The 11,867-nt window shown below is 65.3% G+C and carries 13 protein-coding genes and 1 pseudogene; 11 read left to right on the top strand and 3 right to left on the bottom strand.

Features of this window, described 5'->3' with window-relative positions:
* Positions 1–268: 268 nt before the first annotated feature.
* Genes DY468_RS21200 through DY468_RS21190 form a run of 3 tightly spaced genes read left to right on the top strand, consistent with a single transcriptional unit; the run spans position 269 to position 2,208 of the window.
* Positions 269–580: a hypothetical protein gene (locus DY468_RS21200; protein ID WP_164607084.1), complete on the top strand. Its 312-nt coding sequence runs from the start codon at positions 269–271 to the stop codon at positions 578–580.
* Positions 581–583: 3 nt separating this feature from the next.
* Positions 584–1,846, top strand: a complete 1,263-nt coding sequence (locus DY468_RS21195; RefSeq protein WP_164607082.1) for a ferric reductase-like transmembrane domain-containing protein — start codon at positions 584–586, stop codon at positions 1,844–1,846.
* Positions 1,843–2,208: a cytochrome b5 domain-containing protein gene (locus DY468_RS21190; RefSeq protein WP_164607080.1), complete on the top strand. Its 366-nt coding sequence runs from the start codon at positions 1,843–1,845 to the stop codon at positions 2,206–2,208. Before DY468_RS21195 ends, DY468_RS21190 begins: the two co-directional genes overlap by 4 nt.
* A 106-nt stretch (positions 2,209–2,314) precedes the next feature.
* On the opposite strand, the gene DY468_RS21185 is transcribed toward DY468_RS21190, so the two are convergent.
* Positions 2,315–3,445: a site-specific DNA-methyltransferase gene (locus tag DY468_RS21185; protein ID WP_164607078.1), complete on the bottom strand. Its 1,131-nt coding sequence runs from the start codon at positions 3,443–3,445 to the stop codon at positions 2,315–2,317.
* Positions 3,446–3,818: 373 nt separating this feature from the next.
* On the opposite strand from DY468_RS21185, the gene ypfJ reads away from it, so the two are divergent.
* From ypfJ to DY468_RS21160, 5 genes and pseudogenes are all read left to right on the top strand, one after another.
* Entirely contained in the window at positions 3,819–4,739 is a 921-nt protein-coding gene (gene ypfJ, locus DY468_RS21180; RefSeq protein WP_164607076.1) for a KPN_02809 family neutral zinc metallopeptidase, read from the top strand.
* Between the two features lie 73 nt (positions 4,740–4,812).
* Positions 4,813–5,016: pseudogene (locus DY468_RS21175) on the top strand (GIY-YIG nuclease family protein); the annotation flags it as partial.
* 134 nt (positions 5,017–5,150) lie between these two features.
* Entirely contained in the window at positions 5,151–5,699 is a 549-nt protein-coding gene (gene moaB / locus DY468_RS21170) for a molybdenum cofactor biosynthesis protein B (RefSeq protein WP_164607074.1), read from the top strand.
* A 110-nt stretch (positions 5,700–5,809) separates the two neighbouring features.
* Positions 5,810–6,628: a CoA transferase subunit A gene (locus tag DY468_RS21165; RefSeq protein ID WP_164607072.1), complete on the top strand. Its 819-nt coding sequence runs from the start codon at positions 5,810–5,812 to the stop codon at positions 6,626–6,628.
* Positions 6,625–7,377, top strand: a complete 753-nt coding sequence (locus DY468_RS21160) for a CoA transferase (RefSeq protein WP_164607070.1) — start codon at positions 6,625–6,627, stop codon at positions 7,375–7,377. Before DY468_RS21165 ends, DY468_RS21160 begins: the two co-directional genes overlap by 4 nt.
* A 156-nt stretch (positions 7,378–7,533) precedes the next feature.
* Here DY468_RS21160 and DY468_RS21155 read toward each other — a convergent pair whose 3' ends face one another.
* Positions 7,534–8,460, bottom strand: a complete 927-nt coding sequence (locus DY468_RS21155) for a bifunctional helix-turn-helix transcriptional regulator/GNAT family N-acetyltransferase (protein ID WP_164607068.1) — start codon at positions 8,458–8,460, stop codon at positions 7,534–7,536.
* A gap of 131 nt (positions 8,461–8,591) precedes the next feature.
* Entirely contained in the window at positions 8,592–9,158 is a 567-nt protein-coding gene (locus DY468_RS21150; protein ID WP_164607067.1) for a glycosyltransferase family protein, read from the bottom strand.
* A 183-nt stretch (positions 9,159–9,341) separates the two neighbouring features.
* Here DY468_RS21150 and DY468_RS21145 point away from each other — a divergent pair, with 183 nt between their 5' ends.
* Genes DY468_RS21145 through rnhB form a run of 3 tightly spaced genes read left to right on the top strand, consistent with a single transcriptional unit; the run spans position 9,342 to position 11,864 of the window.
* Positions 9,342–10,502, top strand: a complete 1,161-nt coding sequence (locus DY468_RS21145; protein WP_164607065.1) for a PA0069 family radical SAM protein — start codon at positions 9,342–9,344, stop codon at positions 10,500–10,502.
* Positions 10,503–10,524: 22 nt separating this feature from the next.
* Positions 10,525–10,989, top strand: a complete 465-nt coding sequence (locus DY468_RS21140; RefSeq protein ID WP_164607063.1) for a VOC family protein — start codon at positions 10,525–10,527, stop codon at positions 10,987–10,989.
* Positions 10,990–11,048: 59 nt separating this feature from the next.
* Positions 11,049–11,864, top strand: a complete 816-nt coding sequence (gene rnhB, locus DY468_RS21135) for a ribonuclease HII (RefSeq protein ID WP_164607061.1) — start codon at positions 11,049–11,051, stop codon at positions 11,862–11,864.
* Positions 11,865–11,867: the final 3 nt, after the last annotated feature.

Raw genomic sequence — 11,867 nt, 5'->3', positions numbered from 1 at the left:
CGTACTCAGCGATCAGAAAACGCCACTTCTGGATGTAGTTTCTTTCAATCGTCCGATCGAAGCTGTTGTCGCGCATCGAAGCCTCCCTGATGGGTGGATTCGATCACCGAATTGTTGAACATGCACAGCAATGACGGAAAATTCACCCGCATGACGGAGAGAGGGCGGATTCAATCGCCCCATCTCCTCCTCTGCTTGATCTGAATCATCATCGCAGCCATTGCGGTCGCGCTAGACTGCTACGTCGCATCGCAGCGGGATGATGGTCATGCTCAGCATCCGCTTGACGGCCTATGCGGCCGTGATGATCAACGTCGTCGGTCTGGCGGCAGGCGGAACCTCGGTGTCCGCAGCGCCTTGGCGTGCCAGCGAGACCAACACCCGCGGCTGGATGCTGATGTCGCCGCAGGAGCGGATCGAGCATCAGACCCGGGTGCGCAGTTTCACCGACTACGCGGCCTGCGAGACCTATCGTGCCGAACATCACGCCCTGATGCTGCAGCGCGCGAAGGAGCGCGGCCTCGACCTGCCGGGTGGCGGTCGCGACTTCTGCGATCATCTCAAAGCCGGCGCGGACTGAGCGGTGGCTTCCGCCGGGTCGACGATACGCCCCCTGTTAATCCCGCTGCTGTCCGTGGCGGTGCCAATCGGATTCGCGGTCTGGGCCTTTCCGAATGATCTGGCGCCGATCCGTGCTGCCGGCATCGTCACCGGCTGGCTCGGCTGCGGATTGCTGCTGGTCAGTCTGCTGCTGATGCTGCGCGAGCCGCGGCTTGCGGCGTGGCTCGGCGGCCTGGAGCGAATGTATCGCTGGCATCACGGCACCGGCGTCGCCGCGTATGTGTTGCTGCTGCTGCATCCGTTGCTGCTTGCCGCCAACAACTTGCCGTCGGCACGGGTGGCCTGGCTGACGTTGTCGCCGTTCACCGAGAGCTGGCCGGTGTGGTCCGGCTGGCTCGGGCTGCTGCTGCTGATGGGCGGCCTTGTCACCACCTTCATCCGAAGCATTCGCTATGGCACCTGGCGCTGGCTGCACGCGCTGCTCGGCCTCGGCGTGCTGACCGGACTGGTGCATCTGATGCTGCTCGGCATCGACGAGCCGGTGCTGCCGATCCTTGCGGTGGCTGCGGCGATTCTCGGCTGGCGGCTGCTCCGCGGCGATCTCGGCCTTGCGGCGCGGCCCTATGTGGTGACGGCGGTGCGGCCATTGGCGGCGCGGTCGGTCGAGATCGTGTTGCGTCCGCTCGGCGATCCGGCGTTGGTGGCGCCCGGCCAGTTCGTCCTGGCGGAATTCGGCAACGGCGCACGCTATCGCGGATGCGGCGAATTCCATCCGTTTACGGTCAGCACAATCGCCAACCAGGACGAACTGCATCTTGCCATCAAGGCGCTCGGGGATTGCACCACGCGGATGCTGGCGATCGAGCCCGGCGTCGCAGCCCGGGTGATCGGCGGATTCGGCGGCTTCGTCGACCCGCACCAGACGGCGCCGCAATTCTGGGTCGCGGGCGGGATTGGCGTCACGCCGTTTGTTGCTTTGTTGAACGCCGGCCCGCTGCTGCATCCGACGCGGCTGCTGTACTTGTATCGCAGCGAAGCCGATGCTGCGTTTCTGCCGGAGCTGCGCGCGGCCGCAGCGAGCGATCCGAACTTCACGCTCCAGGCCGTCGAGACCGGCGACGATCTTCCGGATCTCGGCCCGCTGCTGCCGCCCGCCGGAAAGTTGTCACGCGCCGAATGTTACTTGTGCGGACCGCCCGGCCTGATCGCTGCACTGAAGCCGTTGCTTGCCGCCCGCGGCGTTGCCGCTCGGCACATTCACTACGAAAACTTCGAGTTCAGATGATGCGCAAGCTGTTCTACGTCTCGACCGCCACGTTCTGGATGGCCGTCGCCGGCTTCTGGATCGGTAATCTGCTGGCACCGGGCTCAGAGCAAACCGCGACTGCCGCCGAGCGTGACATCGGCGTCGCCGAGCTCGCCCGGCATTCCAAGCCGGATGATTGTTGGATGGCAATCCGCGGCAGCGTCTACGACCTGACGCAATATCTGCCGGATCATCCGTCGCGGCCGAGCATCATCGAACCGTGGTGCGGCAAGGAAGCGACCGAGGCTTACGATACCAAGACCAAGGGGCGTCAGCACTCGTCCGAAGCCGACGCGCTGCTGCCGAAGTATCGGATCGGACGATTCGTCGGCGGAAGCTGAAGTTTTTGCCTGCGAGCTGGATACCGGCTCGCGTGCGGGCAACGCGGCATACAGAAATCAGAAAACTCCGGTTCTGATTCGATCAGTACCGGAGTTCTCTGATTGGTCAGACGATCATCATGCTGCGGATCTCGGCGCGCAGCTCGTCGATCAGCCGAAGACCCTTGCTGGTCTCGACATGCCAGAACGTCCAGCCGTTGCAGGCTTCGGAGCCCTGGGCCATCGCGCCGATGCGGTGGATCGAACCGACCTTGTCGCCCAGCATGATGGCGCCGTCGGCCCGCACCAGCGCGCCGTGCCGCTGCTTCGAATCGACCAGCCGGGCGCCCGGCGAAATCATGCCGCGCTCGATCAGTTCGGAGAACGCCACCCGCGGGGCATCGCGGGCGGTGACGAACGGCTTGAGCGTATCATCCGGCAACGGCTCGATCGCGTCGATCCGCGCACGCGCGGCGTCCGCATAGGTCCTGTCGCGCTCGATGCCGATGTAGTTGCGGCGCAAACGCTTGGCGACAGCACCCGTCGTGCCGGTGCCGTTGAACGGATCGACAACCAGATCGCCGGGCTTCGAAGAGCTCAGCAGCACGCGCGCCAGAAGCTGTTCGGGCTTCTGCGTCGGGTGCACCTTCTTGCCGTCCTTGCCCTTCAGCCGCTCGTCGCCGGTGCACAGCGGAATCAGCCAGTCCGAGCGCGCCTGAACGTCCTCGTTGGCGGCCTTCAACGCATCGTAGTTGAAGGTGTAGCCCTTGGCGTTCTCGTCGCGCGCGGCCCAGATCATCGTTTCGTGCGCATTGGTGAAACGACGGCCGCGGAAGTTCGGCATCGGATTCGACTTGCGCCAGACGATGTCGTTGAGCACCCAGAACCCGAGGTCCTGCATGATCGTGCCGACGCGGAAGATGTTGTGATAGGAGCCGATCACCCACAGCGTCGCCGACGGCTTCATGATTCGCCGCGCGGCGAGCAGCCACGCGCGGGTGAAGTTGTCGTAGGCCGCAAAGGACGCGAATTTGTCCCAATCGTCGTCGACGGCGTCGACTTCCGATTCGTCGGGACGCTTCAGCGCACCTTTGAGCTGCAGATTGTACGGCGGATCGGCGAACACCAGATCAACCGACTTGGGCGGGAGCTTTTCCATCTCGGCGATGCAATCGCCGACGATGATTTTGCTCTCGAGCTCGTATTCAAATTGAGTGCGGGGCGCCTTTGCAGACGCCCCGCGACGCGACACTACCATGACTCAACTAACCTGACTCATGTGACGCCGTCGGAGACGCGGGACTAAACAACCGACTGGCGACACATTGCCGTGGCAAAGTAAAAATCGACTTAATTGGATCGCAGTTTGGTGACCAAGGAACGAACACAGGTCAGAGCGGTTCTCTCTGCCGGCATATGGATAAAGGGAACAGAAGCTGTGGCTGTCATCGGTGCTCTCGCTCGCACCAACTCCGGGTAGGTTGTGTTTCAACGCCGGTCCGGCGGCGGTGCTCGGCACTAGGCAATATTTGCCGGGCGGGTTAATGCTAATTGTCGCCGATTTTTCCCGATCGGCGGCAAATTGAGGACCGGCGCGGATCGCCGGTTCGGGCCAAACCGAGGGCAGGCTGATGCGTTTCGATGATTTCCGTCGCAGCGACAATATCGACGACCGCCGGGATCAAGACGGCGGCGGGGGTGGCGGCGGCGGATTCGGATTTCCGATGGGCGGCGTCGGGCTCGGCATCGGCACCATCGTGGTGCTCGGTATCGTCGGCTGGGCGCTTGGCATCGATCCGCGTTTGCTGATCGGCGGCGCCGAGATGATTTCTCATTCGACGCAGCAGCAGCAGACCGGCAGCCGTTCCGGCAAGGAGGGCGCTCCGACCGACGAAATGGGCAGCATGATTTCCGGCGTGCTCGGGGAGATCGACGATCGCTGGACCGAGGTCTTCAAAGACAGCGGTCAGAGGTATGTCGGCCCGAAGATCGTGCTGTTTCGGGGCCGCACCAATGGTGGACGCTGTGGCATGGCGCAGGCGGCGATGGGGCCGTTCTATTGTCCGCCGGATCGTCAGATCTACATCGATACCTCGTTCTTCAAGCAGGTCGAGACCCGATTCCACGGCTGCTCCGGCTCGGCCTGCCAGTTCACGGCCGCTTACATCATCGCCCACGAAGTGGGGCACCATGTCCAGAATCAGCTCGGGATTCTCGACAAGGTGACTCAGAAGCAGAGGCAATACGGCGACGGCGCCGAGGCCAACGGGCTGCAGGTGCGTGTCGAATTGCAGGCCGACTGCCTGTCGGGCGTTTGGGTCAATCGCGAAAAGAAGAAGCGGCCGAATTTCCTCGAAGACGGAGATATCGATGCCGCGCTGACCACCGCGGCGGCGATCGGCGACGACACTCTGCAGCGCCGCGCCGGACGCGAAGTCGTGCCGGACTCCTTCACCCACGGCTCCGCAGCGCAGCGCAAACGCTGGTTCATGACCGGCTACCAGCAGGGCACCATTCAATCCTGCAACACGTTTGCGGCGGAGAAGCTGTAGCAAGCGCTCCTTAAGAAGGGGAGCGCCAACCAAGTCCCGTCATTGCGAGCCGAAGGCGAAGCAATCCAGGGGCCTCCCGAAGCGGGCATATGAACACCGTGAAGGACTCGTCGACGGGTTCTCGAAGAAATACGGCTGTGGTTTGCTGGTGTGGTACGAGCCTCACGAGACCATGCTCGAAGCGATCGCCCGCGAAAAGCAGATCAAGGCGGGCAGTCGTGCCAAAAAGATCGCCCTGAATCCGGGCTGGCTCGACCTTTACGATAGGTTGATCTGACCGATGGCTCTCGCGAATTGACTACGACAGCCGCATCCGTCATTGCGAGCGAAGCGAAGCAATCCAGGGGCTGTGCACTGAGCCTCTGGATTGCTTCGTCGCTTCGCTCCTCGCAATGACGCAGGAACTTGACGATGGCATCCGTCACTCAACCGAAAGCCTTCATCCCGCTCAACATCGCGGTGCTCACCGTGTCCGATACGCGTTCGCTCGATGACGACAAGTCGGGAGCGACGCTGGTCGAACGGCTGAGCGGGGCGGGGCACAAATTGGCGGCGCGGGAGATCGTCACCGACGATGTCGAGAGCATCCGCACGATTATCCGGCGATGGATTGCCGATGACGGAATCGATGCGATCATCACCACCGGCGGCACCGGCTTCACCGGGCGCGACGTCACGCCGGAGGCGATCGAGCCGCTGTTCGAGAAACGGATGGACGGATTCTCGATCGCGTTTCACATGATGAGCTGGGCCAAGATCGGCACCTCGACCATCCAGTCGCGCGCCACCGCGGGTGTTGCCGGCGCGACTTACATCTTCTGTCTGCCCGGCTCGCCCGGCGCCTGCCGCGACGGCTGGGACGGCATTTTGGCCGCGCAGCTCGATTTTCGGACGCGGCCGTGCAACTTCGTCGAGATCATGCCGCGGCTCGACGAACATCTGCGCCGCGGCAAGAGCTGAGCGCCGCACATCGGCTTCGCGCCCGCGTGGCTTGACAGTCTGGGCTCGCCGCGAAACCATCGTCGCCAAGCACAAGGCGCAACAATGCGCCGCGACGATGGGAGGATGTTTTGGGCCAGATCGTATCGATCGAGGCGCTTGCCGCGCAGATCCGCGACGGCATGACGGTGGCGGTGCCGTCCGACACCAGCGGCGTCGCCATGGCGGCGACTGCGGCCATCATCGCCAACCGTCCGCGCAATCTACATCTCGTCTGCATCCCGATCAGTGGCCTGCAGGCCGACATGCTGATCGGCGAAGGCCTGGTCGGCACCGTCGAGACCAGTGCGATCACGCTCGGCGAAGCCGGCGGTGCGCCGCGGTTCGCCGACGGCATCCGGAGCGGGGCATTCGCGATCAAGGACGCGACCTGTCCGGCGATCCTCGCCGGCCTCGTCGCCGGCCAGAAGGGCGTGCCGTTCATGCCGATCCGCGGCATCATCGGCAGCGACATTCTGGCGACGCGCGACGACTGGAAGGTGATCGACAATCCGTATGCGCCGGACGATCCGATCGTGGTGGTGCCGGCGATCCGCCCCGATGTCGCGCTGTTTCACGCGCCTGAAGCGGATCGGTTCGGCAACGTCCGGATCGGCCGCCAGACCGAACTCGCCGCGATGGCCTATGCAGCCAGGACGACGCTGGTGACGGTCGAGCGTATCGTCGAGACCTCGCTGCTGGCGGACGAGAACGCCGCCGCCGGCGTGTTACCGGCGCTGTATGTCGGTGCGATCGCCGAAGCCAAGAACGGCGCCTGGCCGCTCAGCCTCGCCGGCGAATACAACACCGACACGGCCGAGGTTGCGCGCTACGCCAAGATGGCGCGTTCGGCCGAAGGCTTCGCCGCCTACATGCACGGCTTCGCCCGGAAGTTCGAGGCGGTGGCATGAGCGCATCGCCTGCGACGTCGCGCGAAATCCTGATCGCCACCATCGCCGATCTGCTCGACGGCGTCCGCACCGTCGCGGTCGGTGCCTCGTCGCCGATTCCCGCCGCCGGCGCGATGCTGCTCCGCGCCCGCAACGAGCGTCGTGGCCGCGAACCGGTGCGGGTGATCGTGCTCGGCTCACGCGAGCACAACTTCTTCACCAACGGTGCGTTCGAACTGTTCGACGCCACCGCTCAGGGGCGGATCGACGCGTTCTTCCTCGGCGGCGGGCAGATCGACGGCGAGGCCAACATCAACCTGGTCGGCACCGGCGATTATCCGGCGAGCAGCGTGCGCTGGCCGGGGTCGTTCGGTTCGGCGTTCATGTACTATCTGGTGCCGCGGGTGATCCTGTTTCGCGAGGAGCACTCCCCGCGCGTCCTGGTCGACAAGGTCGACTTCGTCAGTGCGCCCGGCGCCAGCGAGCGGATCTATCGATGCGGTGGCCCGCACGCGCTGCTGACCGGGCTGGCACTGTTTGGCTTCGACAAGCAGCGCAAGCGGTTCGGTCTGCGCAGCGTGCATCGGGGCAGCTCGGCGGACGAGATCCGTGCCGCCACCGGTTTCGACTACGACGCGCCTGCCCAGGTGCCGTTCACGCCGGAGCCGGATGCGGAGACGCTGGGATTGTTGCGCGGCCGTGTCACCGATGAACTCGCCGAGTGCTATCCCCAGTTCGCTCGAGCGATGCTGGCGGATCGGGCTGCGTGAGGCTTTGCTTCAGCCGATGCAGTGCTGAGCGCAGGCCGTCGGCCAAGGCCCGTAGCATCGCAACCATTGCGGCGCGTCGGAGCGCCCTTCCACGCCGGGCGTGGAAGGCGATCAGCTCTGCAGTGACGCGCCGCGCATCCTCGCGACGCGCGGGATTCACAGCCTCAGCTCCCAGGTCTCGCCGAGCATCTCCGGGCCGAACATCGTGTGCGGCTCGGTCCCGACCAGCTCGAATCCCGTTCGTTGATAGATGTTGCGCGCGGTGACCAGGACGCCTTGCGTCCACAGCGTGATGCCGCGATAGCCGGAGCGACGGGCGAACCCGACGGCTTCATCGACCAGGCGCTTGCCGAGGCCATGACCGCGCGCCTGCGGCGTCACCAACAGTAGCCGAAACTTGGCCATGCCGTCGCCGGCGTCGACAAGAAACAGTGAGCCGGCCTGGACGCCTTTGTATTCGGCGATCCAGCAGCGTTCGCGCGCCGGGTCGTTCTTCGCCAGGAAGTCGCCGCAGATCTGCGCCACCAGCGCTTCGAATGCAGCGTTGAAGCCGTATTCCGCCGCATAGATCGCGCCATGGCTCTGGACGATCCAGCCGATGTCGCCGGGCCGCGGCTCGCGCAGAATCGGCGGCGGCTGTTGGGCCGACGACATCGCGCGCTGGATCGTCGCCATCGCGGCCGCGACTTCGGCGCGGTCGTCCGGCGACAGCGCCGAGAGCATCCGGCTGACGTCCTGCTGTGAACTCCGCTCGAGTTTGGCGTAGGAGGCGCGGCCTTTGGCGGTCAGCGACAGCAGATGCTGGCGACGGTCGGCGGCGGATGGTGTGCGCTTGATCAGCCCTGCCTTGTCGAAGCTTTGGATGATCCGGCTCAGATAGCCGGCGTCGATGCCGAGTTCGGCGGCGATCTCCGTCGCCGTCACCTGCTCGCGCTGCGACACCTCGTACAGCACGCGCGCTTCCGTCAGCGAATAGGGGCTCGCGTAGAGATGCTGCTCCAGTACGCCCAGGCGGGCTGTGTAGAAGCGGTTGAAGGCGCGGACGGCTTCGACCGTCTCGTCGTTTTTCAGATCCTGTTGCACCGGTCTGCTGCTCTTTCCATCGCCAAATCTGCGACGGACCGATCCAAGCCGATATGATTGCTTCCGTCAACTAAATAGTTGCCTATGGCAAGTATATGGATCTGCGGCACGGTCGGTCTTGGACGGCTCAATCAGGCGGCGAGGATGACCCGGCTGCGCAGCAGGGTGCGGGACGATCGGCCGAGATCGCGCGGAAGGGCGGCTTCGGCCCCGTGCCCGGCGTGGCCGCCGAGCCGGTCGTAATGGTCGCGGGCGATCACCAGGCCCTGATTCGCAGCGGAGCTGGAGAAGCTGCGGATCATTGCCGTCAGGCTTTCGCGCCAGCCGGTGGGGGCATAAGGCGACCGGGCATAGCGGAAGATGCCCGCGCGCGGATGGCCGCTGGCCATGACGCCCTCGATGAACTGCGTTGTCTCCTCGATCCAGCCGGGATCGAGCACGGCGCCGGCATGCAGAAACATCAGCCACGGCGAGCGTGCCTTGCGAGCCCCCGCCGCGAGCGCTTCGGCGCGATCGCCGTCGAATGCCAGATAGTTGCAGCCGGCCACGTCCGCGACTCGCGCAATCGTGTCGCTGCCGCCGCGATCGACCAGGGTTACGTCGCTGACGACTCCGGCAGCGGCGCCGGGGACCAGGGACGCCAGCGTCGCAACCGCGGTCCGCTCGACCCCCTCGGTGGAAACGATCACACTCAACATGTCCGGCGGGTGACCCTTCGACGACAGATGCGCGCCACGCTTAGCACCTCGCTGCCGCGAAATCAGCCGTGAATTGCGCGATGCCCATCATCCGGGCAATGGGCCGCGTGAATCTGGGGACACGAACTGTTCGGCGTGCACCTTTGTTCTTGATTTGTTCTTTCGACTCGCTATCCTGAATGCATGAGCAGAGCATCCAATGCGCTCAAGCGCCCGCCGGTCACGGCGCCCTCCGAGCCGGTGGGCGCGCCTTCCCCATTCCCTGCGATCGAGGTCGCCATCGATCAGCAGCGTCGCCGCGGTCGCGGCGCGACCTCCAACGACTCCGGTCGTTACGAGACGGAGGCGCGGGTCGCGTTCGACGACGGCTGGCAGAGCCTCGACGATCTGCCGCCGTTCAAGACCACCGTCGCTCTCGACACTGCGCGCAAGGTCATCACCCGCAACGAATCGCCTGATATCGGGTTCGACCGCTCGATCAATCCGTATCGCGGCTGCGAACACGGCTGCGTGTATTGTTTCGCGCGACCGACCCACGCGTATCTCGGTCTGTCGCCGGGGCTGGACTTCGAATCGCGGCTGTTTGCCAAGCCGGATGCGCCGGCACTGCTCGAGAAGGAATTGGCCTCGGCCGACTACGAGCCGAAGATGATCGCGATCGGCACCAACACCGATCCGTATCAGCCGATCGAGCGCGAGCGAAAGATCATGCGCGGCATCCTCGAGGTGCTGGAGAAGACCGGGCACCCGGTCGGCATCGTCACAAAATCGGCGCTGGTGGTGCGTGACATCGACATCCTGTCGCGGATGGCGAAGCGCCAGCTCGCCAAGGTGGCGCTGTCGGTCACGTCGCTCGACCCGAAGCTGTCGCGCAGCATGGAGCCGCGCGCCTCGGCGCCCGCCAAGCGGCTCGAGGCATTGAAGCGGCTCTCCGATGCCGGGATTCCGACCACCGTGATGGTGGCGCCGGTGATCCCTGCGCTGAACGACATGGAGATCGAGCGCATCCTCGACGCCGCCGCTCATGCCGGCGTGAAGGAGGCGAGCTACATTCTGTTGCGCCTGCCGCTGGAAGTGCGCGACCTGTTCCGCGAATGGCTGATGGCGAACTATCCGGACCGCTATCGCCATGTCTTCACCCTGATCCGCGACATGCGCGACGGCCGCGATTACGATTCGCAATGGGGCACCCGGATGAAAGGCACCGGCCCGATCGCCTGGATGATCGGCCGCAGGTTCGAAACCGCCTGCACCCGGCTCGGGCTGAACAAGCGCCGCTCAAAGCTCACTCTCGACCATTTCGAGAAGCCGGAGCGCGCGGGACAGCAGCTCAGCCTGTTCTAGCGACCGTTCGAAGGGAGTGCCGATGGATCACCATGCCGTACCGAAGCCGAGACTGACGGTCGTCACGCTCGGTGCCGACGACATGCGCGCCAGCATCGCGTTTTACGAAGCGATCGGCTTCGATCGGCGGATGAAGGACACCGGCGATGAGGTCGCGTTCTTCGATACCGGGGCCTCGGTGCTGGCGTTGTACGCCTGGGCCTCGCTCGCCGCCGAGGCGGCCCAGCGCGACCTCCCGCGCCCTTCCGCCTTCAGAGGCGTCACGTTGGCCTGGAACTGCGTGAGCCGCGACGAGGTCGATGCGGTGATGGCGCACGCCGCGGCGAAAGGGGCGACGCTGCTGAAGCCCGCGCAAGCAACCGATTACGGCGGCTATGCGGGCTATTTCGCCGATCCGAGCGGCCATGTCTGGGAAGCGGTGGTCGCGCCGGGAATCGACGTGCAGGACGACGGCCGGGTGACGATCCCGCACCGGGGCCCTGAATAGCGGGAATTGACCGCCGGTTCCCGATTGCGCACGCCGCGTTCTGCCCGCAGCATCCCGGCATGATTCGGGATACCAAGAAGCCGGCGAAAGTCGCGGCCGCCAGACCGTTGAAGGCCGCAGCCAAAACCGCAGCAGCCAAGCCGCAAGCCGCCAAGCCCACGCCCGCCAAAGGCCTCCGCAAGGGCGTGATCGCGGTGGCGCCGCCGGGCTTCCGGCGCGAGCGGGCATTGATCAAGCGCGGCATCTGGCCGGTCGCCGGCTGCGACGAAGCCGGCCGCGGCCCGCTCGCCGGGCCGGTCGTCGCAGCCGCCGTGGTGCTCGACCCGAAGCGGGTGCCGAAGGGGCTCGACGATTCCAAGCGATTGACCGCCGAGAAGCGCGAGGCGCTGTTCGAGGAGATCTGCGCCACCGCACAGGTCTCCGTGGTCTATGCCTCGCCGGAACGGATCAATCGCGACAACATTCTGCGCGCCTCGCTGTGGGCACTGACCCGCGCGGTCCACGCTCTGCCGGAGATGCCGCGCCATGTGTTCGTCGACGGCCGCGATCGGCTCGCGACCAAGTGCGACTGTGAGGCGGTGATCGGTGGTGACGGGCTGATCGCGTCGATCGCGGCGGCTTCGATCATCGCCAAGGTGTCGCGCGACCGCCTGATGTGCCGGCTCGCCGAACAATGCCCCGGCTACGGCTTCGAGCAGCACAAGGGCTATGGCGTGCCGGAGCATCTCGATGCGCTGGCCCGGCTCGGACCAACGGTGCATCACCGCCGCTTCTTCGCGCCGGTCGCCGCCGCCTGGCAGAGGATCGAAGGCGCCACCCCGCCGCCGATGCAGGACCTGTTCGCGCCCTCGGCGGGGATCGAAGCCGCGGTGTGAGGG

This window comes from Rhodopseudomonas sp. BR0M22 (genome assembly GCF_010907035.1).
In the GTDB taxonomy this organism is placed as follows: Bacteria; Pseudomonadota; Alphaproteobacteria; order Rhizobiales; family Xanthobacteraceae; genus Rhodopseudomonas.
This window is presented reverse-complemented; position numbering and strand designations above follow the sequence as displayed.